Source organism: Salinibacillus kushneri (genome assembly GCF_900111405.1).
GTDB lineage: Bacteria > Bacillota > Bacilli > Bacillales > Alkalibacillaceae > Salinibacillus > Salinibacillus kushneri.
Genome location: NZ_FOHJ01000001.1, coordinates 302368 through 324234 on the forward strand (window position 1 = coordinate 302368; position 21867 = coordinate 324234).

The 21867-nt window shown below is 38.8% G+C and carries 16 protein-coding genes and 1 pseudogene; 2 read left to right on the forward strand and 15 right to left on the reverse strand.

What is annotated here, in order from left to right; all coding sequences use genetic code 11:
• Positions 1–75 precede the first annotated feature (75 nt).
• The 8 genes from BMX63_RS01455 to BMX63_RS01490 all read right to left on the reverse strand — a co-directional run bounded on the left by BMX63_RS01455 (position 76) and on the right by BMX63_RS01490 (position 10690).
• Positions 76–1491: a response regulator gene (locus tag BMX63_RS01455; protein ID WP_093131237.1), complete on the reverse strand. Its 1416-nt coding sequence runs from the start codon at positions 1489–1491 to the stop codon at positions 76–78.
• A complete protein-coding gene (locus BMX63_RS01460) occupies positions 1488–2939 on the reverse strand; it encodes a sensor histidine kinase (protein WP_093131239.1) in 1452 nt (483 codons plus the stop codon). Before BMX63_RS01460 ends, BMX63_RS01455 begins: the two co-directional genes overlap by 4 nt.
• Positions 2936–3940 carry a sugar-binding protein gene (locus BMX63_RS01465; RefSeq protein ID WP_143060101.1) on the reverse strand — a complete coding sequence of 335 codons (1005 nt, stop codon included), beginning with the start codon at positions 3938–3940 and terminating at the stop codon, positions 2936–2938. Before BMX63_RS01465 ends, BMX63_RS01460 begins: the two co-directional genes overlap by 4 nt.
• Positions 3941–3954: 14 nt before the next feature.
• Positions 3955–5463, reverse strand: coding sequence for a UDP-glucose--hexose-1-phosphate uridylyltransferase (gene galT, locus BMX63_RS01470; RefSeq protein WP_093131628.1), 1509 nt, complete (start codon positions 5461–5463; stop codon positions 3955–3957).
• A 350-nt stretch (positions 5464–5813) separates the two neighbouring features.
• Positions 5814–6803 (reverse strand): UDP-glucose 4-epimerase GalE, encoded by a 990-nt coding sequence (galE, locus tag BMX63_RS01475; RefSeq protein ID WP_093131244.1) that lies wholly within the window; start codon positions 6801–6803, stop codon positions 5814–5816.
• Between the two features lie 60 nt (positions 6804–6863).
• Positions 6864–8030 carry a galactokinase gene (locus tag BMX63_RS01480; RefSeq protein ID WP_093131246.1) on the reverse strand — a complete coding sequence of 389 codons (1167 nt, stop codon included), beginning with the start codon at positions 8028–8030 and terminating at the stop codon, positions 6864–6866.
• A gap of 95 nt (positions 8031–8125) precedes the next feature.
• The gene (locus BMX63_RS01485) at positions 8126–9226 is read right to left on the reverse strand and encodes an ABC transporter ATP-binding protein (RefSeq protein ID WP_093131248.1); all 1101 of its coding nucleotides are present in this window, start codon (positions 9224–9226) and stop codon (positions 8126–8128) included.
• A 573-nt stretch (positions 9227–9799) separates the two neighbouring features.
• Positions 9800–10690, reverse strand: coding sequence for a PucR family transcriptional regulator (locus BMX63_RS01490; RefSeq protein ID WP_093131250.1), 891 nt, complete (start codon positions 10688–10690; stop codon positions 9800–9802).
• Between the two features lie 264 nt (positions 10691–10954).
• Between BMX63_RS01490 and recQ the strand changes: the two genes are divergently transcribed.
• A complete protein-coding gene (gene recQ, locus BMX63_RS01495; protein ID WP_093131252.1) occupies positions 10955–13108 on the forward strand; it encodes a DNA helicase RecQ in 2154 nt (717 codons plus the stop codon).
• A 184-nt stretch (positions 13109–13292) separates the two neighbouring features.
• Here the strand turns inward: recQ and nagB are convergent, their stop codons facing one another.
• A complete protein-coding gene (gene nagB / locus BMX63_RS01500) occupies positions 13293–14036 on the reverse strand; it encodes a glucosamine-6-phosphate deaminase (RefSeq protein ID WP_093131254.1) in 744 nt (247 codons plus the stop codon).
• A 3-nt stretch (positions 14037–14039) separates the two neighbouring features.
• A complete protein-coding gene (nagA, locus tag BMX63_RS01505) occupies positions 14040–15212 on the reverse strand; it encodes an N-acetylglucosamine-6-phosphate deacetylase (RefSeq protein WP_093131630.1) in 1173 nt (390 codons plus the stop codon).
• A 113-nt stretch (positions 15213–15325) separates the two neighbouring features.
• On the opposite strand from nagA, the gene BMX63_RS01510 reads away from it, so the two are divergent.
• A complete protein-coding gene (locus BMX63_RS01510) occupies positions 15326–16057 on the forward strand; it encodes a GntR family transcriptional regulator (protein WP_093131256.1) in 732 nt (243 codons plus the stop codon).
• Positions 16058–16426: 369 nt separating this feature from the next.
• Here the strand turns inward: BMX63_RS01510 and BMX63_RS01515 are convergent, their stop codons facing one another.
• The 5 genes and pseudogenes from BMX63_RS01515 to exaC form a co-directional block, all read right to left on the reverse strand.
• Positions 16427–16606 (reverse strand): PTS sugar transporter subunit IIB, encoded by a 180-nt coding sequence (locus BMX63_RS01515; protein ID WP_093131258.1) that lies wholly within the window; start codon positions 16604–16606, stop codon positions 16427–16429.
• A 13-nt stretch (positions 16607–16619) separates the two neighbouring features.
• Positions 16620–17084, reverse strand: a pseudogene (locus BMX63_RS01520) (PTS transporter subunit EIIC); the annotation flags it as partial.
• A 326-nt stretch (positions 17085–17410) separates the two neighbouring features.
• Complete coding sequence (locus BMX63_RS01525; RefSeq protein WP_093131260.1) at positions 17411–19060, reverse strand: M4 family metallopeptidase; 1650 nt, start codon at positions 19058–19060, stop codon at positions 17411–17413.
• 271 nt (positions 19061–19331) lie between these two features.
• Complete coding sequence (locus tag BMX63_RS01530) at positions 19332–19667, reverse strand: DUF779 domain-containing protein (RefSeq protein ID WP_093131263.1); 336 nt, start codon at positions 19665–19667, stop codon at positions 19332–19334.
• Positions 19668–20109: 442 nt separating this feature from the next.
• Entirely contained in the window at positions 20110–21630 is a 1521-nt protein-coding gene (gene exaC / locus BMX63_RS01535) for an acetaldehyde dehydrogenase ExaC (protein WP_093131265.1), read from the reverse strand.
• Positions 21631–21867 lie beyond the last annotated feature (237 nt).

Consider the following 21867-nt stretch of genomic DNA (forward strand, 5'->3'; position numbering starts at 1 on the left):
TTTCACCAATCATTATACTAAGCTTTGAAACTGAATCGGACCTTTAATTTCTACACTATTTTATGAATTTCTTCACTATTTTAAGATTTGCTTTTGGAATTGTTTAGGGGATAGATGTTCATGCTTTTTAAATACACGGCTAAAATAATTGGGGTCTTTATAGCCCACTTTAAAGCTGATTTCCTTCAGGCTGAAGGCATTTTCCTTTAGTAACTGTTTGGCCCTTTCCAGGCGAATATCGGTCATATAATCAACAAACGTCTGCCCGGTTTCCTCTTTAAACATATTCGAGAAATAATTTGAACTTAATTCCACATGCTGAGCAACTTCCTCCAGTGAAATGGGATTCTGGTAATGCTCTTCTATATACTCTTTTGCCCGCTCAATATAACGATAGGACTGATGGAGTTGCTGTATTTCCAGACAGCAGTATTCGACGAACTTCTTCCACTCCTTTTCATCCTTATCGTCAGTTAAATGAATATCGGTCATATCAATTCCCATGGCCTCAAGTTTATGCTTCACTTTAAAGTAAAGCTCCTGCGTTTCTTGAGGATTTAGAATGGATAGAAGCTGTTTAATAGCCGCTTTCGCCTCCTGCACATTACCCATTTGAAGGTCAGATAAAAACTGATCTGTATTTATGGCTGCCTTATTGTGTCCTTGTTTTTCCCGATAATAGCCGTATCCTACCTGCTTTGAGCTTAGTAATTGTTTACTGGCTTTCACGGCTTCATAATATGATGTCGAAAAATCCTTAAGCTGTGAATAAGGAAATCCTATCCCAATATAAACATCAGCTTCCAGGAGTAGATGAAGGGTACGGGCTAAGCTTAGCATGTCACTCTTTTGTAAATGCTCTACAGATAAGAGGAGCATTGTCAACTGATCATTCTGTTTATGAATGATGATATGATCCTTATTTCGTTGTTCAACATAGGCATGAACCCTTTCCCAATTTTCATCATCGATTGGTTCCAGCACAAAGAAACAGCCGCTTTTTACATCGGAAAAGTGCTCCCGTTTCAATCTCCGTAAAGTTTCATCAATTTCATATTGCATAATTTTTAATAAAAAATGTTCCTTGGCTAAACGTTCTTCTCTTTGCTCCGTCTGTTTTTCCTGTTGAATTTCCGTTTGAATACGCGATATCGCCTTTATCGTTTCCTCCTTTTTACTTGGCTTTAAAATATATTCTTTTACACCCAGTTTCATCGCTTTTTTCGCATACTCAAAAGAATCGTAGGCAGAGGCAATAATAAACTTCATTTGAGGAGCCTGCTGCTGAATAGTCTTTATGGCTTCCAGGCCATCAATCCCTGGCATTCTTATATCGACAATCATAAAATCCGGATGGAACTCGCGGGCCTGTTCAATGGCTATTCTTCCATTTGGTGCTTCTTCGACCGTTAAGTCAGTAAAGCTTTCCTCCAAAAATTTACGCATCGCCTTACGCTCTAAATATTCATCCTCCACAATGATCGTTTTCATGCACCTTCTCCCCCTTTCCGGATTGCCATAGCTTCGGGAAGTTTTAATCGAATCGTAGTCCCAGCATGCGCCTTTGTATCAATTTCTATGACATCATCCTCCTGATAAAACAGTTGTAGCCTGCGTATGACGTTTTTTAATCCTAATCCTGTGGAATGTCCTACATGTTGATCCTGGTGATCTTTATGTGACAGATTCAGAAACCCTTCCTTTTGTTGCGTGGTCATCCCCACGCCATTATCGGAAATTTCTACCATAACCGTCTGACCTTGACGATATACACACAAGGAAATCATACCGCCGTCTTCTTTTTTCTCAATACCATGGATAAAGGCATTTTCAACTAAAGGCTGCAGCGTCAAACGCGGGACAGGAAGATCAAGGCATGACTCATCGATGTTCTGTGTAAACGTCATACGATCAGCAAAGCGGGTTTTCTGGATATAAAAGTACTCCTCCACGATCTTCACTTCATCCCTCAGTACAACCGATTTGTCTAAATCACCTAAACTATGACGCAGAATAGTAGATATCGATTCGATTAATCTCGTCGTAGATGTGGCATCTTCCAAGTAGGACATTCGTGCAACCGTATTGAGGGTATTAAACAAAAAATGAGGATTGATTTGATTTTGTAAATGCTTTAATTCAAGCTCTTTTAACAGACGGTCGAGCTCAGATTTTTCTTTAATTTCCTGAAACAGGCCCTGAATGTTCGTTCGCATTTGATTAAAGGTATTCCCTAGTAATTTCAGTTCATCATTAGATGTAATTTCTATATCTGGTCCGTCTAGCTTACCACTGGAAACCTCCCGTGCTGTATGCCACAACGAACGTATGGGACGGTTGATCCCTCTTGAAAACCAAAGGGCTGCCCCAATTGCCAGGAAAACAGTTGTTAAAAATAAAAAGATGGTAAATGATCTGAAAGCTTCATTCCGTTTTGCCAACTCCTGATAAAAATCCTGATATTCTGTAAGCTCCAAATCGATTAATTGAAGGGTTGTCTCCTGAATATAATTGGATGTCTCACGCGCTTCCTGTAAATGATGCGTATATTGCTCAAGATCATTCTGCAGCACAAAACCGGCCGTCATTTCCGTTTCTTGAACAAGGGTTTCAATCATATGAATATGTTTATCCAGCTGGGTTTCTTCTACACTGGTTAACTGTTCCTTTAAACGATTTTTTTCCTCTATAATCTCTTTCCTGGTGTGATAGTAAGTATTGAAGTCTTCCTTTTCACCAGTTAACACAAATTGATTCACCTTATCATATAAATCGATAGACTTCTGAGAAACACGATTCAATATCAAAAACCGTTCAATGCTTGTATGATATTCGTTTAAAAGACGATCACTGCTAAAATAAATCAGAACAGATACGACATTAAAAAGAAGGACAAACACAAAAAAATAGGCCATTAATTTACTTCGTATGGACTTCATTGCTGCAGGCCTCCTCTGTACACGCCTTCGTGGATATCCTCTTGATATAAAATGGAGGAAGACGTATATTGTACAGGCTCAATGTAATCATTGTTGCCTGCACGTAAAAGCAGTTCAATTCCTCTTTTCCCCATATTGTAGGGTTGCTGAACAATTGTCGCATCAATCATCCCATTTTCCATTAAATTCAAGGTCTTCGGCAGGGTATCAAAGGTAACAATATAAGGATCCTCATCCATATTTACCTGTGTGACGGCTTGAGATATCCCAATTCCTGCCAGAACATTCGTCCCAAAAAAGGCATTAATCTCAGAATGCGCTTTCAAAGCTTGATAGGTTGTCTGGGCAGCTCCTACTTTAGAAATATTTGATTCCTCTATCGTTACAACTTTAATCCGTTCTTCCCCTTTTATTGCCTGTTGAAAGCCTTCCATACGTCTTTGCTGATTAGGTGATTCCGAGCGTCCGATGATGATGGCTACACGCTGCTTTCCTTTTGTACGACTAACAAAGGCTTCTCCTGCCAAATATCCGGCGCGAATGTTATCTGTACCTACATAGGCATTACGTTCACTCTCCGGATTATCTGCATCAACTGTAACAACTGGAATTCCCTTTTCACGAGCAAGATGGACCAGTTGTTTAAAACGTTCCCCTTTTATTCCTTGCGTTAATATCCCATCTACTTTGGCATCAATAGCTTTGTCTAGCGTACGTAGCTGCTCATCCTGGTTCGTTTGTGCTCCTCCAATGTATTCGAGATAGGCATTATGCTGTTTAGCCATTTCCATAGCACCATCTCTAACTAAGGACCAGTACTCACTTCCTTTTTCCTCAGGAATCAGGACAAAATGATGATCATAATCATGGGCATTGGTGTCTCCCATTCGATCTACATGAAAGGTCTGCTTGCCAAAATAAATCATATAGGCAAATAATAGAATAAAAACGATAATTCCTACGATATATCCAAGATAAATGGAAACATTTTTCATCATCATCACCTTGCCCTGTATCAAAGCGTTTGCAAAAATCTCCGAAAAGCCTGTTTTCCTTCAGCATTCTTCTTAAATACTCCCGCATGCTCTAAAACGACTTGAAAAATTTGGCCTACTTCATCCATAAGCATATCATGAATATTTTCTACTTTTGACAGGTCATACTTTTCCATAAGGCGCAGTGCCCATTCTCCATGCTTTTCGGTAGCCTGATCCTCATAAATGAGATCAATTGCATTTGGTTTCGCTAAATAAGTGGCCAGTTTTTCAAGCTCCCCCTTCAACCGGCCTGGTAAAACAGCAAGACCCATCACTTCAATCAATCCGATATTTTCCTTCTTAATGTGATGGACTTCTTTATGGGGGTGAAAAATGCCCAATGGATGCTCTTCACTGGTTCGATTATTCCGAAGAACAAGGTCCAGCTCATAGTGCCCATCACGTATCCTTGCAATCGGTGTAATCGTATGATGACGCTCACCATTTGTTTCACATAATATCCCTGCTTGAAGGTCCTCATAATTTAACCAGGATTGTAAAATGTGATTAGCTGCTTCCGTTAGTTCATCCTTAGAATGGCCTTGAAGACGAATCACAGACATCGGCCAGTGTAAAATCCCTGATTTTACAGCTGGAAATTTATCCAGTTCAAAGGTTTCTTCATACTCAGCCTTTGCCATCGGAAATTCGTGCTGTCCCCCCTGATAGTGATCATGATTCAAAATCGATCCCCCAACAATCGCAATATCCGCATTGGACCCTAGGAAAAAGTGGGGATATTGCTCGACAAATGACAAAAGCCTGCTAAAAGCTGCCTTCGAAATGTACATAGGACGATGCTCTTCAGAAAACACAATCGCGTGCTGATGGTAGTACACATAAGGTGAATACTGAAGATACCATTGCTCCCCGTCTAACTTCACAGGAATAATACGATGATTTTGCCGGGCTGGGTGCTGACTGCGGCCAGCATAGCCCACATTATCCTTACATAATACACAAGCTGGATAGTTGGCTTTCTCCTCTTTTGCCCTGGCAACATCCCGTGGATCTTTTTCAGGTTTAGATAAGTTGATGGTGATTTCCAGATCTCCATATTTCGTCCTGCTTACCCACTGTATATTCCGGTTTACCCGCTCTGTACGAATATAATTGACGTCTTGACTTAACTGGTAAAAATAATCCGTTGCTTGTTCAGAACCATATTGCGCTCGAATCCCTTCGAATTTATGAATAACCGTAGATGGATGAGGAACAAAAATGCCCATTAATTTCGTGTCAAAAAGGTCGCGGTTCGTCACGGTATTGGGAGCAAATCGCTCGTTCTTAGCGGCCCAATCTAAAATAGACTCCAGGATAGGGGTTGGGTTCGTGAGTTTTTCCTCATTGACCTCAGCCTCTTCCCGATCCTGAAGATTCAGAGCCTCCAGGAGCTGATTACGAACAAATTCCACATCCCATTTTTCGATCAGCCCTTTTTGAAGTCCATAATGGATTAAACGCTCCAGTTGTTCATAAATAGTCATTCTCATCTGAAGACTCCCTTCCCTATGGGATTTCGCTCATCTTCTTAATTCCTTTCAAGTTCATTTTTTCTTCCTTAGGTTAAAATCAGGAAAAAGATGTAATGTGAATAGAACTTTTTTAAATGCTACATTTGTGATAAAAGGGATGTTATTTTATGAACATTTACTAGCCGAAATCCTGTGATTAATTGCTGCAGATTGCAGGTTATTTTCAGGGAACTCACCCTTAATTTGCAGAATATATAGCTTTTTGCCTCAATCTATTTATCTGCCTATTGAGACCATTTATTAGCCAATGATTCTGTTTATTTGCCAATTAGCAAGCTCCCTGGTGCTGCCTAACCTACAACTCATTCTTCATACCCACTTGGATGGTTCTGGAACCAATTCCAAGAAGATCCAATCATGTCCTGCAGGTTTTCATACCTTGGATTCCAGCCTAGTAATTCTTTCGCCTTTTGAGAGGAAGCAACCAGTTTAGCTGGGTCTCCTGCACGGCGTGGAGCCACTTCAGCCGGTATATCCTTACCCGTTACCTCACGTGCAGTTTCAATAACTTCTTTTACACTAAAGCCCTGGCCACTGCCTAAATTGAAAGCTCCACTTTCACCGCCTGCTTTTAAATTCTCAAGTGCTAAAATGTGGGCATCCGCAAGATCTGTTACATGAATATAATCCCGAATACAAGTACCATCTGGCGTATCATAATCATCCCCGAAAATATAAATTTTTTCCCGCTTGCCTAAAGCAACCTGCAAAATAATCGGGATAAGATGAGTCTCTGGATCATGATCCTCACCAAGCTTTCCATCCATATGAGCTCCCGCCACATTAAAATAACGCAGGACGTTATATTTTAATCCATGAGCATGAGCCGACCACTTCATCATTTTTTCAACCGCAAGCTTTGTTTCACCATATGGATTGGTGGGTTCAGTTAAATCTGATTCTAAAATCGGAATATTTTGGGGTTCGCCATATACAGCTGCTGTGGATGAGAAAACAATCGTATTAACGTCATGCTTTTTCATCGTTTGAAGAAGTTTCAGACTTCCATAAACATTGTTTTCATAGTATCTTAATGGATCCTCTACACTCTCTCCTACAAGAGAATTAGCCGCAAAATGGATGACCGCTTCGATATTATTTTCTTCAAAAACATGATGTAAAAAGCTTTCATCACGTAAATCTCCACTATAAAATTTTGCCTCATGAAGTACGGCCTTCTCATGACCTTTTTCAAGATTATCAATAATAATAACTTCGTAGCCTTTTTCGATAAGTTCCATCGCCGTATGACTGCCAACGTATCCAGCACCACCGGTAACTAAAACGGACATAACTGATTCCTCCTATTTCTAGTCCTGATTCAAATGTTTTACATCTGTCTATGCTTTATTTTAGAGTTCATGTGCCCCATCCGCAATGGAAACCGTGTAAAAGGATGGCTCTATTCCTGTTTTTTCTTTATATCTCCGAGCTACATTTTGGAAAAATTCCTCCTGCTCACCTGTTTTCACAAGATTGACTGTGCAGCCGCCAAATCCGGCCCCGGTCATCCGTGCTCCAAGCGCACCTTGCTCCCATGCTGCTTCTACTAATGTATCCAGTTCTATTCCGGTCACCTCATAGTCATCTCGTAAAGAAATATGGGACTCATTCATTAATTGACCAAATTGCTCCAGGTTTCCCTTTGCCAATGCCTCATGAGCCCTGCGAGTACGGTCATTTTCAGAAATAGCGTGGCGAGCCCTTTTCCGATCAAGTTCATTTGAAATGAGATACTCGGATTCCTGGAACTCCTGAAGTGTCAAATCACACAAATATTCGATATCATGCATTTCCTTCAGTGCGGTTAACGCCCGTTCACATTCCAGACGGCGCTCATTATATTTGGAATCCGTAAGCCCCCGTTTTTTATTTGTGTTAGCAATGATTAAAGACCAATTATCAACTTTTATGGGGCTATAGGAATAATTCAGATTCTTACAATTTAACAAAACAGCATGATTCTTTTTCCCAAATCCAATTGAAAATTGATCCATAATTCCACAGTTTACTCCGACAAAATCATTTTCTGCTCTTTGAGCCATTTGGACAAGTTCCTTCATGTTCAAGCCGAAATGATAAAACCGATTTAACAGAACAGCTGTCGCTATCTCAATAGAAGCGGATGAGGAGAGACCGGCTCCATTGGGAATATTTCCTTCAAACACCACATCAAACCCAGAAGGAAACCTGTAACCGGATTGCTGGAATTGAGCAATTACACCTTTAGGATAATTCCCCCAATCATGCTCGTCCTGGTAGCGAATCGCTTGTAAGTCCAGTTCTATTACCTTTTGCTCGGGAAAATTGACCGAATACATATGAATTTTTTGATCAGACCGTTTTTGTGCAATGGCATAGGTGCCAATATTTAGCGAGCACGGAAACACATGCCCACCATTATAATCTGTATGCTCCCCTATTAAATTTACTCTACCTGGCGCAAAAAACTCACGGGTCTTTTCTAATTCACCAAACAGTCTATTAAATGCTGTTTTTCGTTCTTCCACGTTGTTCACCTACCTATTACACGTATAGTCTGACAACCCCTCGTCCATCCCTTAATGGATGAGGGGTTGTTTCTATCTTCTATCCGCAAGATGATTGATTGGCTTTAGCGTATACGTTCCTCTGTTTCTTTATCAAAGAAATGTGCCTTACTCATATCAAAAGCGAGTTTAATAGATTCTCCTCCCTGCAAATCTGTACGTGAATCCACACGCGCAACAAATTCCTGATTACCTGTCTTTGAGTAAAGAACCGTCTCTGAACCCATCAGCTCTGCTACTTCTATATTAGCATTTAGAGTTGTCTCTGGTGATGACTCAAGAAAAGCCGTTTCATCGTGAATATGCTCTGGACGAATGCCTAAAATAATGTCTTTTCCTGGTCCTTGTTTTTCCTTTAATACCTTCATTCGCTCGTCCGGAATCTTTACTTTTAAATCCTCAATTTGTAAAAAACCGTCCTCTTTTAACGTTCCTTCAATAAAGTTCATGGCAGGAGAACCAATAAATCCGCCTACAAACATATTATTGGGCTCATCATAAACCTCTTTAGGTGATCCAAGCTGTTGGATTACACCATCTTTCATCACAACCAGTCTTGTCGCCATCGTCATAGCTTCCGTTTGATCATGGGTAACATAAATCGTAGTTGTTTGAAGGCGCTGATGCAGTTTTTGTATTTCTGCCCGCATTTGCACCCGCAGCTTAGCATCCAGGTTAGATAAAGGCTCATCCATCAAAAATACTTTTGCATCACGTACAATCGCACGACCTAAAGCAACACGCTGACGCTGACCACCTGATAGAGCCTTAGGTTTCCGTTTTAGATAATCCTCAAGACCAAGAATTTTCGCTGCTTCCTGTACGCGCTGATCAATTTCACTTTTACTAAATTTGCGCAGCTTTAATCCGAAAGCCATATTGTCATACACATTCATATGCGGATAAAGGGCATAGTTTTGGAATACCATTGCAATATCCCGGTCCTTCGGGGTTACATCATTCATTCGCTTTTCATCAATATACAAATCACCATCGGTAATTTCCTCAAGCCCCGCAATCATACGAAGTGTTGTAGATTTACCACATCCGGAGGGACCCACAAACACAATGAATTCCTTATCCTTGATATCTAAATTAAAATCCTGGACGGCCTCGACATCACCATCATACACCTTATACACATGATCTAATTTCACATCAGCCATTATTTATCCTCCTTAAATATGTAAACGCTTTATAATTTAGTTATTAGTCTACTGAATTTCTGTTGAAAAAGATATAGCCAATCTGCACAAAAATATTGGATAGATTTGTGCACGATGTTCTTCTGGGGGTGTTTCCAAAATAAAAATCCCTTTCTCTATCATTCTTTGATCTGAATGAATAAAGAAAAGGATTTAATGAAAGATCCAATTTAAAGTTCTCATTAGATTCGAACTGCCTCCGTTTTATTAAATTTAGATTATCATATCTTCACCTCTAATTTCACAAATGATTGTTATAATCTTTTTGAACCAATAATGAGCTCCATTTCATAGATATTCATTTCTAAGGCTCCTTTCCGTTTTGACTGATCTATTTTATCCGTTTATCTTTCACCATTTGTTCTAATTCATAAATGGTATACTGCATCTCTCTCACCTCTTATCTCTTGATGACTTCAGTATACCGGCATCATGTTAATTGCATAACGGCAGGCAGCACGAAATCTCCTCAGACTAAAGGCCGAAGATACAATCAGACTATTGAAGGGAATGTAAAAATGTGAAAATGCTGGACTATACGTCCAGCATTTTCAAAGCCAAATAGGTAGTAACCGCTCCTTCAAATGTTCTAATGTCTATGTTTGTGATTTCTATAAACTTATCAATTCGATACTGAAGACTATTCCGGTGCATGTACATTTTCTTTGCAGCCTCAGTCACATTTGAATTGGACTCCAGATAGGTTTGAATGGTTTGTAATAGCTCTTTCTCTTCCCTCACTTCCTTAAGGAGTATGGCGGATACATATTCCCTTTCATCTTTATCTAAGTGATTCACCAATAAATAAGGAAGGATATCCTTAACATACATCACATCTTTAGCTAACCGTTGAAAAGAAAAACAGGCTACTTTTTTCATCCATTGAAATTGATACTTGACACTCTTAACATCCGTCATTCGTTCGCCAACAAAAAAGTGAAGGTTCACGTACAAATCACTCATTATCGTTTCAATCACTTCATCTAAATCAACCATTTCATTCTCTTTTTCGTGAAATTCCTCTACGATAACACCTGTATCGTGGCTTAACCAGAGCAAAGGCATTGGTTCAAAAAAAATCGCTTTTAATCCTTCTTCAATTAAAGATAAATCCCCTGTTCTGCAATCGATTTCAAAAAAAATCAAACGAAAGGTATCAATATCCAGCATTTCCCCAGCTTCTTCTCCAAATAATGCCTGTTCCCAAAGCACTTCCCTTTTGGTTCGTGCCCGCTTGGTTACCTGAACCCTTGTAAATATAGCATTTAAAACGGTTTCGTCGTAATCACTTAATTGTGTTCTCTGAATTCCAAAAACCCTTCCATCTTCCCGTTTAAACCAGTTGTAGGTCGAATAGTCAACCTCTAAATCCGGTTCCCACAATACAAGTGAAGGATACAACGCCCTCATTTTTTTCCAGTTCATTAACCTCTCCCCCTTTCGGCTATGCAGGTGCCCACAGCATGGAATAAAGCATAAAAGATCTTTTATTTATCAAATAAATGTAGATTTCTTACGAGTAATCCTTTTATTTTCATACGAAAACAAGCAGGAATTGTAGAATTATAGTGACTATACGTTATACATAAAACAATGATAGAATAAAGAAAGCTATTTAGCACAATGGTTATGGTTAACAAACGATTTCTACTATTACCTTACCAGAATTACAGGAGGCTGCTTGAAGAAATGTTAAAAGAAGCTAGACATGTTTTAAATGAACAATTTGGTTATACTGAATTTCGTACAGGACAAAAAGACATCATTCAACATATATTAAACCAACAAAACACACTTGGTATTATGCCTACAGGTGGGGGAAAATCTCTTTGCTATCAAATCCCGGCCCTGATTTTACCTGGTACCGCCATCATCATATCCCCGTTAATTTCTTTAATGAAGGATCAGGTTGATGCCCTTAATGCAAACGGGATTTCGGCTACGTTTATTAATAGCAGCTTATCCGCTCAGGAAATCGATGAACGATTGCAGGAAATTCAGGCGGGAACATACCAAATGGTCTTCGTAGCCCCGGAACGATTTGAGTCTCACTTCTTTTTACAAACCATACATTCAACCGAAATCTCTTTAATTGCTTTTGATGAAGCTCACTGTATTTCACAGTGGGGTCATGACTTTCGGCCAAGCTACCGGTCTATTATACCCATTTTAAAAGAACTCAATGAACAAACACCTCTTTTAGCCCTTACAGCAACAGCAACAAAAGAGGTCGCTGATGACATTACCCAATTACTGAATATTCCCCGTGAACATACGGTATTTACAACCTTTGCACGAGAAAATCTATCCTTTCAGGTGCTTAAAGGAATCAATAAACGAGATTTCATTCTTCATTATATCAAAAGACGTTCTAACGAATCAGGCATCATTTATACTTCTACTCGAAAAGAAGTCGATCAGCTCTATGAATTCTTAAAAAAGCAAAACATATCCGTTGCGAAATATCATGCAGGACTTTCAGAAGAGGAAAAACAATCAGCCCAGGAGCAGTTCATTTTAGATAACATTTCAATCATGGTAGCCACCAACGCATTTGGAATGGGAATTGATAAATCGAATGTAAGATTTGTCATTCATCACAATATGCCCCGCAATATTGAATCCTATTATCAGGAAGCAGGCAGAGCAGGAAGGGATGGGGAAGAAAGTGAATGTTATTTATTGTTTTCACCACAGGATGTTCAAATCCATAAATTTTTAATTGAAGAAACCAATCTTAATGAAACGCAAAGAACTCATGAATACGCACGTCTACAACAAATGGTGCAATACTGCCATACTGAAAACTGCTTACAAGCCTATGTACTGGAATATTTTGATGATCCCAACCCCTTACATCGGTGTGAAAAATGCAGCAATTGTACTGATAAACGAAAGCAGGTAGACATCACTCAGGAAGCCCAAATGATCTTTTCCAGTGTAAAACGAATGCAAGAAAGATTTGGAGTTACCCTGGTAGCGCAGGTTTTAAAGGGCTCAAAAAATAAACGAATGAAAGAGCTTGGCTTTAACCGGCTCTCTACCTATGGTCTGATGAAAAACAGGCGGGAAAAAGAGATTGTAGAACTGATTAATTATTTACTGGCAGAGCAATATCTAAAACTGACTGATGGAAAATATCCTGTCGTACAACTCACACCAAAAGTGGTTCCCATCTTAAAAGGAGAGACCAAAGTCTATAAAAAGATGACTGAAGTAAAAGAACAGAAGACAGAAGGTAATGAAGAACTCTTTGAAATTCTACGCTCACTCAGAAAACAGCTGGCTGATGACGCGAATGTTCCACCATATGTAGTTTTTTCTGATGCTACATTAAAAGAAATGACTATGTATTACCCAACTGATGAAACGAGTCTGTTAAATATAAAAGGAGTCGGTCAATCCAAATTAGAAAAATATGGGGAGCCTTTTTTAGAAGAAATCCAAACTTATGTGGAAAACAACGATGTGGAAACGAAAGAGAAGAAAGAATCCATCACTCCCGAAAGCTCGGATAAGACAGGTGAATCTAATGAAGACACGCCAAGTTATTTGATTACATATAAGCTATTTCATGAACAAAAGCTTACTATCGATGAAATCGCCAAAAAGCGTAACCTTTCACCAAACACCATACAAAACCATATTATTCGAAGTGCAGATGAAGGCCACCCACTCAACTGGCATGAAATTTTTTCTGCTGAAGAGGAGAAGCAAATACTTGAAGTAAAGGAACAAGTGGAAACAGATCGCCTTAAACCCATTAAAGATGAGCTGCCAGATAAAATTGATTATTTTACGTTAAAGGCTGTATTGTTTAAAAATCATTTATATACAATATGAGTGGATAGGAAATGAGGCTGAAACAAAGGGTTTTGATCAAAGATAACCTTGAACGAAACAGAAATTAGGATGGGAAGCTGTATAAGTCGTACCGGAAAAAATCCTTCTCCTAAAATCGTTCATGTTCCTCTTTGGATTAATCGCCTTTGGTGTGTTCCAACCTCATTTCTTTCACAAACTTTGTTTACTGATATACATGCTCCCCAATATGGACACAAGCATCTTCATCCGCAATAATTGTTACATGTGGATGTTTTTTTAATGCGGATGCAGGAAAATCTTCTCGTATATCACCGCTTAGTAATCTGGCCAAAGCAACTGCCTTTTTCTTACCCGAAACCAGCAACAAAATTTCTTTACTCTCCAAAATGGTTTCAATTCCCATTGTTATTGCCTGTCTTGGGACAGCCTCTTTGGAATCAAAAAATCTTGCATTGGCTTCACGCGTACTTTCATTTAACTCCACGGCATGAGTTCGGCTGGAAAAAGGTGTGCCTGGTTCATTAAAACCAATATGACCATTTAACCCGAGTCCTAAAATTTGAACATCAACATAGCCAGCCTGCTCAATTAACCTTTCATAATCCCTGCATTCCTGTTGAAGGTTAGTCACAGTTCCATTTGGAAGATGAACATTCTCTTTTGAAATATCAATATGGTTAAATAATTTCTCATTCATATAATAATGGTAGCTATTGGGATCCTTCTCCTCCAGGCCAACATACTCATCTAAGTTAAAAGTAGAGACATCCCGAAAAGAAATGAATCCTTTTTTATATTTTTCTATCAGCTGTTTATATAGACCCTCTGGAGTTGAACCCGTTGCCAGTCCAAGAATTGGGTTTTTCAACGTTTGAAAATGATTCAATAAGTATGCACAACCCTTTTCACTCATGGTCTGATAATCTTTTACCTTGATTAGGTCCATTGTTCATTCTCCTTTGTATGCAATGTTTCCACGGCAAAGACTGTATTTAATATTTAAATCATCATCGACAAGTAAAATATCTGCGTCTTTCCCCTCCACAATACTTCCTTTTCTGTCAAAAATACCGATTTGCTTTGCAGGATTGACAGCAGTCATTTTGATAATATCCCTCATATGGACTCCCTCTAATCCAAGCATGTTTCTGGCACCGTCATTCATTTTTAAAATACTTCCTGCGAGTGTTCCATTCTCTAATACAGCTTTCCCATTTTTTACTTTTACTGGTTGACCACCTAATTCATAATCACCATCAGGTAACCCTTTAGCCCGCATTGCATCTGTGATCAGAATCAACCGGTCACTTCCTATATTTTGATAAATAATCTGCAGCATTTCTGACGATACATGAATGCCATCAGCGATAAGTTCTGCCTTCAACTCTTCTAGCCGAAACGCTGCCCCGACAGCACCAATATCCCGGTGATGTATACCATTCATCTGATTACAAAGATGAGTCATTTGATGCAGGCCATCATTAACCGCCTTTTTAATCCCCTCATAATTTGCATCCGTATGACCTGCCGAAACATTGACACCGATTTGATTTAGGTGGTGAATAAAAGACCCGTCCCCATCATGTTCAGGAGCCATCGTTATGGTTCGAATTTTTTCTCGAGATAGTTCCTGCCATCTATTAAACGTTTCAATATCCGGCTTTATAATATATTCTTGCGGCTGTGCACCTGCCTTTGATTTTTCAACAAATGGACCCTCAAGATGCACACCAATTACCTCAGCATGTTTAGCCTTTTGTTTATAATTTCCTACATTCGCTAAGGCTTTCTCAATACTTTCAAACGATTGAGTGATTGTTGTAGCAAGAAAGCTGGTGGTCCCTTCCTGAGGTAGGAAAGAAGCCATGGTATCAAGTGAACGCTCTGTTGCGTCCATAGTATCGGCACCATCTGCACCATGAATGTGACCGTCAATAAATCCGGGGATCGCATTTAAATGAGAGCCTTCTATAATCACTGCATCTTCCGTTATTGTCTGAATTCCTTTATCCAAGGAATCAATGGCTTTAATTGTTCCGTCTTTTATCAGGATTCCTCCATTTGAAACGACTTCATCCTCTTTATAAACCCTTACATTTTTTATATAAATAGAACGATTAATCAATGTTACTCTCCCCCCTCTATCCTATCTAGTGGTCTAGTCCTTTTAATGTACATTTCCTAATATTTTTGATAAAATTTTGTACCAAAGTCTTACATATAGGGGATGTTATGATGATTGATAAAAATTCACCCATACCCATTTATTATCAGCTAGAACAGAAAATAAAACAATTAATCGAAAGTCAAAAATTTGTACCTGGAGATTTTCTTCCATCTGAGCGAGAGCTGGCTGAAAAATATAACATTAGTCGCATGACCGTAAGACAGGCCATTAACAACCTAGTTACTGAAGGCCTTTTATACCGGGAAAAAGGCAAAGGAACCTTCGTCTGTGATAAAAAATTTGAACAAGATCTATCCGGTCTAACCAGTTTTAGTGAGGAAATGTATAATCGTGGTTTAACCCCATCAAGTCAATTACTAAATTTCCAGCTCATCTATGGAATTCATAAAATTACTTCCATTTTAAACATTGAATCATCCGATTTAGTTTATGAAATAAAACGAATTCGCTTTGCAAATGACGAACCTGTCGCCCTGGAAACAACCTATACACCACAAAAAAGAATAGGTACATTAGATGATGACAATATGGACAGATCCTTTTATGAAATAATGGAAAAAAATCGAAATTTCAACATCGCTTACGGTGAGCAATCCATTGAAGCTTCCCTTGCGAATGATGAAGAAATAAAATATTTAAAAATTCATAAAGGAGATCCTGTACTCATTATAAAACGCACCACGTTTTTACAATCAGGTAAACAACCGATTGAGTACACGAAATCCGTTTATAGAGCAGATAAATACAAATTTAATATAAGAATGCCACGAAATTATTAGAATGTAATGAATTTATCTATTTGCTCATTAAAAAATCAATAAAGCTGGACCTAAATGACCTTTATCCTAGTATAAACCCAAAGGGATTTTTCATGCTTTATCCTTTGTTAAATATATTGTAACGCCACACTTTAGGAAAATCAATCTAGAAGTATACTTGTCTATACCAGTTAGTTTGATTGTATTTCTTCGACTACAGTCACACAAGCATCAGACGAAAGGAAAGACAAATATGTTTTTTGGTTTGATGTGGCTGGAATCAATGATAGTGGTAATTTTTGGTCCGGAGAAGGAGAAAAGGGAGTTACCGGTATGTATTTAGCTGGTTTCTTCCCCACGATATTCTCATTAGACGATTTAGCACAGGGTTCATAGATCAGATTCATGAGAAACAGATAGAGAATTGGTATGGATTTCCTTGACCTTATATATTTTATTTTGATCCACCTGATCTATATCTTTTCCTTCAAGTCTTAAGCGGGTAGCACAATTGTCTACGGATGCTATATTTTCATCCCGATCCAATGCATCATAGATGATTTCAGCCATTACAGCATATTTGTAGACCAGAATAGATAAATGGCCAAACAAACAGCATTACAATGGATACTCCAAGCATGGTTGCTGCAGTCAAAATAGGCACAAGGCGCTTACCACTAAAGAAAGCAAAGGCGTCTGGCAGCTTCACATGACTAAACCTATTATACAAAGCAGCTGCGATAATCCAGATATCATACCAATAAAAACGTTTTCTATGTTATCAAACGCCATGTTCACTTCATCCAGTTCAATTTGTAATAAGGTGGCTACATTATCTGAAGCAAGTACTGTTGTAATAACCGGATAACCAACCAAACCACTTATTGCAGCTGGTCCATCCTTTGCTCTCGTCATACCTATGGCAACCCCAACGGCAAATAAAATGGGAATAAAGTCCAAAATCGCACTACCTGCACTAATGAGAAAGCCGGCAATAACATTTCCAGCCCCCTCATCCTTCAGGGTCAATTAAGTAACCAATCCCCATTCATATAGCCGCTGCTGGTAATACTGCAACAGGTAACATGAAGGATTTACCAAGATTCTGTAAATATTTCATCATAAAACATAACCTCCTTTACCATGATATGAGTCTGCTTTCATTCTTTTGAACCCTTATAGGTTTAATTCCACGCTTCCATTCCTTTAAATGGGACAATCACATATTTACAGCAATGCAATATAGTTGTCTATACGAGTTTTTGTTAACAAAAACTGGCTTCTTTTTAAATAATTAAACCGAAACAATCATTTAAAAAGAAGCCTCTATCCTTTTTATCTATAAAATAATCCTTAAATCAACACGAATAAATTTTAATAGATTCCTACCTGATCGAATCCACTCTCAACAGCAGTTACTTCCTCACTATTTTCTCCGTATAAATCTACAGCAGATTGAACAATAGCGTTACGTGCATCACTGAAGTTTGATGTTGGTGTTAAGTATGTGGCGATTGCACGATAATAAATATCTCCCAGCTTGTCCTTTCCGATTTGCTCACCTATTAAGTAAGCTGCATGGTTAGTAATAGAGGAGTTAATATGAACACCGCCATTGTCTATTTCAAGTGGCAAGTCGTAGAATTCATCCATATGTTTTGGATACTGTCCATCTCCATATGGGGTAGCCTCTTCTGATACTGGGTACTTGTCCGGATTACTTAAACTGCGTAAAGAAGTGCGACCATCCTCTTTGGCTGCTGGAGCCATAATATCTTCTCCCACTTCCCAATCATCCTCATCAATAAGGGCTCCAAACACGTCTGCAAAAGATTCATTTAGTGCACCAGATTGGTTTCTGTAATTTAGATTTGCAGTGTGTGTGATGACACCATGCGTCATCTCATGGGCAGCCACGTCAAGACCTGCTGATAGTGGAACCATATATTCTCCATCTCCATCACCATAAGTCATGTAACGACCATTCCAAAATGCATTGTTATAGTCTTCTCCAAAGTGAACGTAGGAAATAATAGGCATACCGTTATCATCCAGAGAATTTCTACCATGTTCATTTAAATAGTAGTCATAAACTTTTTCTGAATTATAATGCGCATCAACTGCTGGGCTTTCATAATCAGATACCCATGCATTACTATGATTCTCAAAGATTTCATCCGTATTATAATCGTATGTGTAAATGCCTTCTAAATTCTGATGAACTTCATCGTATAATTTAAATGTGGTATCCTCCCCTGCTTGCGTTTCTTTTGTAGTATGAAGCGTTCTTTTTTCTCCATGAACACCTTTGCCAATACCGTTTATCGGTTTTGTTTTCAGATTATCGGCATGCAATAAGGCATTATACTGATCGATAACCTCCCCAGTGTTGGCATCCACAAACACAAACCAATTTCCAGGTTTATCGCCTAAGAAATTCAGGTTTACTTTGTAGGCTAATGAATTATCCTCCACAAATGGATAAACGACTAGTTCTGATGTAGGTTCAAAAGTTAGTTCTTCCGGTGCATCAACACTTGATTTCGCAATATTTACTGCCTCACCTTTTGTAAGCGCAGCTTTGGTGTCCACATTATCATTTGATACGGTTTTGTTGTGATAACCATTAACAGATACAACCTCATTGTTTTCATTAAAATGAACGATAATTTCAGTACCTTCTACTGGCACATCCTCTTTTGTCTGCTGGAAGCGAACATGAGTCATACCCAGGTCATCTTTTTGGACATCTTTCACCTGTAGATTTTTAGCTGCCTTCTGGATTCCAAGCTTTTTTTCGTTTTCAGCAAGGTAATCCAGCGCGCTGCCAGCATTACTGGCATTTTGCTTTTTAGCAAATTTTTCCTTCACGAATAGGGGAACATTCGCATTTTCGTTCCACTTCTTTTCTACCTCTGCTTGAATGGAATCTTGAGAAACCTGTTGTTGAGCTAAAACACCATTTACCGAACCTAATAATAATGCCGACGACAAAACAACTGGTAGTGTATACCTCTTTTTCAAATAAATACCTCCTTTGTCTTAATTGCTTATTATTATAGAATAATAGATTCATAATTTCATGATTATTTAGAATTGTTTTTATCTTATAGACTATTAAATATATACTAGATTAAAAGTCTTAATAAATTTCGATATTTACCATTTCTATCGCTATTTTGTCGTCCTGACCTAAAATAGAAAAAGCCTCTCCCTTTATAAAGAATGTACTTTATAGGAAGAGGCTCTTTACGTTTTGTAAAATGGAAAAGAACATCTGTGAAAATACAGATGTTCACTCTATGACCTTAGACCTTGTTAAAAACCGCTTTCCTTCAGGTCCCTCTAAGGAAAACATCCCGCCTCGGCCATCAACAACATCAATAATAAGCTGGGTATGCTTCCAATATTCATATTGATCCTTGGACATGTAAAAGGGTGTATCTCCAATGCTACCTAATTTCACATCGGCGTTTCCTACACGAAACTCATCACGCGGATAGCACATTGGCGAACTTCCATCACAGCACCCGCCCGATTGATGAAACATTAAAGGACCGTGCTGTTCTTTTAAGCTTTCAATCAATTCAAGTGCGGCGTCTGTGGCCACTACTTTTTCCTTCTCTACCATGTTTCACATCCTTTCTGGTAAAAAACCTATTAAAGCTAAAAGCTTAATTGAAGAATAGTGTACTGGAAATGATAGGGGAATCTGGGGATTAAGCAGGATTTTAGAGAATGAATCCTTTCATACAGGAATTACTTTTATCTTTAGAATAATCCATCTTATGTTCATAGGATCTAAGAATGTTTTCAAACGTCTTTTGCCAATTATTGAACCTCTTTCTAATGTTATTAATCGTAAAATGTATGAATGAAGAATTTTATACAAGGACTAAACATGAGGATAACGGACTGCACTAAATTTCGTAGATTTATGCTTATTATACTTGTATTCAACCAGTCAGCAGCAACTACAATGAAACTAACCTCTTCAATCAAGCAAAAGCTTCAATAAACATGGGGGAGTCGCCAAAAGACAAACTCCCCCCTTAAAGACACACAAGGCAAGCTTAGAACAATCCTTGAGCATCCTTACTATAGCTTGCGAGCAAATTCTTAGTTTGTTGATAATGTGAAAGCATCATTTGATGATTTTCGCGCCCAATTCCGGACTTTTTATAGCCGCCAAATGCAGCATGGGCAGGATAAGCGTGATAGCAATTGGTCCATACACGTCCTGCTTCAATTCCTCTGCCAAATCGATAAGCCTTATGGAAATCTCTGGTCCAAACACCAGCACCAAGGCCATAAAGAGTGTCATTGGCAATATCGAGCGCTTCTTCATCATCCTTAAAAGTTGCAACCGATAAAACCGGTCCAAAAATTTCTTCCTGGAAAATGCGCATACGGTTGTGCCCTTTAAAAATCGTTGGTTTTACATAAAACCCTTTTTCAAGCTCTCCATCCAGGTGATTACGGTCTCCACCAACAAGTACCTCTGCTCCCTCTTGCTTCCCAATATCTAAATACGAAGTGATTTTTTCCATTTGCTCGGTTGAGGCCTGAGCTCCCATCATTGTTTCTGTGTCGAGAGGATGACCAATTTTGATCTCGTTTACTCGGTTTAATGCTTTTTCCATGAAGTCATCATAAATCGACTCATGGATTAATGCCCGGGATGGACACGTACAGACCTCCCCCTGATTCAAGGCAAACATAACCATTCCTTCAATAGCTTTATCTAAAAAGGCATCATTGTTATCCATTACATCATCAAAGAAAATATTTGGTGATTTACCACCTAACTCTAAAGTAACAGGAATAATATTCTCAGAGGCATACTGCATAATGAGACGACCTGTAGTTGTCTCTCCTGTAAAGGCAATTTTCGCAATACGATCATGAGAGGCTAATGGTTTACCTGCTTCCACACCAAATCCATTTACAACATTAACCACGCCCGCTGGAAGTAAATCATGAATAAGCTCCAGGAGAACATGGATAGAAGCAGGCGTTTGTTCAGCCGGCTTTATTACGACACAATTTCCGGCAGCAAGTGCTGGAGCCAGTTTCCATGTTGCCATTAAAAGCGGGAAATTCCACGGTATAATTTGCCCAACTACACCAAGTGGCTCATGGAAGTGATAGGCGACTGTATCATCATCAATTTGACTAATACCGCCTTCTTGAGCACGAATGGCACTAGCAAAATAACGGAAATGGTCAACAGCTAGTGGTATATCTGCAGCTAACGCTTCCCGCACTGCTTTACCGTTATCCCACGTTTCGGCAACAGCCAGCCTTTCCAAATTCTCTTCCATACGATCTGCAATTTTGTTTAAAAGATTGGCTCTTTCAGTCGGAGATGTTTTCATCCAGCTAGTGGCTGCTTCATGGGCAGCATCCACCGCAAGATTGACATCTTCTGCTGTTGAACGGGCTATTTCACAAAACACTTCACCTGTTACTGGGGTAACATTTTCAAAATACTTCCCCTTTACCGGTGGCTTCCATTCACCACCAATAAAATTATCATAACGCTCCCGAAATTCTACCACTGCACCTGGACGATTAGGTGCTTCATATTTCATGTACAATTCCTCCTTTTTTAAAATCGTATACAAAATAGATGTAATAACTTGGACAAATGTTGATCTATATTACATATATTAGGTAAAAATAAGGATTATGCAGAAAATGAGAAAGTTGATTTATTTATACGTACAACTTTTCATTGAGGGTGTGGTGTGCGACTTTTTCACAACGCTATGTTTTACCTCTCTTGTGAGGAAGCCTTAAGAAATGGAATCCAAACAAAAAACGGGCCT

Excerpts from the sequence above, each read along its gene's own strand:
- BMX63_RS01455 (WP_093131237.1), bottom strand. The coding sequence starts at position 1,491 with ATGAAAACGATCATTGTGGAGGATGAATATTTAGAGCGTAAGGCGATG.
- BMX63_RS01460 (WP_093131239.1), bottom strand. The coding sequence starts at position 2,939 with ATGAAGTCCATACGAAGTAAATTAATGGCCTATTTTTTTGTGTTTGTC.
- BMX63_RS01465 (WP_143060101.1), bottom strand. The coding sequence starts at position 3,940 with ATGATGATGAAAAATGTTTCCATTTATCTTGGATATATCGTAGGAATT.
- galT (WP_093131628.1), bottom strand. The coding sequence starts at position 5,463 with ATGACTATTTATGAACAACTGGAGCGTTTAATCCATTATGGACTTCAA.
- galE (WP_093131244.1), bottom strand. The coding sequence starts at position 6,803 with ATGTCCGTTTTAGTTACCGGTGGTGCTGGATACGTTGGCAGTCATACG.
- BMX63_RS01485 (WP_093131248.1), bottom strand. The coding sequence starts at position 9,226 with ATGGCTGATGTGAAATTAGATCATGTGTATAAGGTGTATGATGGTGAT.
- BMX63_RS01490 (WP_093131250.1), bottom strand. The coding sequence starts at position 10,690 with ATGAACTGGAAAAAAATGAGGGCGTTGTATCCTTCACTTGTATTGTGG.
- recQ (WP_093131252.1), top strand. The coding sequence starts at position 10,955 with ATGTTAAAAGAAGCTAGACATGTTTTAAATGAACAATTTGGTTATACT.
- nagB (WP_093131254.1), bottom strand. The coding sequence starts at position 14,036 with ATGGACCTAATCAAGGTAAAAGATTATCAGACCATGAGTGAAAAGGGT.
- BMX63_RS01510 (WP_093131256.1), top strand. The coding sequence starts at position 15,326 with ATGATTGATAAAAATTCACCCATACCCATTTATTATCAGCTAGAACAG.
- BMX63_RS01515 (WP_093131258.1), bottom strand. The coding sequence starts at position 16,606 with ATGGCTGAAATCATCTATGATGCATTGGATCGGGATGAAAATATAGCA.
- BMX63_RS01530 (WP_093131263.1), bottom strand. The coding sequence starts at position 19,667 with ATGGTAGAGAAGGAAAAAGTAGTGGCCACAGACGCCGCACTTGAATTG.
- exaC (WP_093131265.1), bottom strand. The coding sequence starts at position 21,630 with ATGAAATATGAAGCACCTAATCGTCCAGGTGCAGTGGTAGAATTTCGG.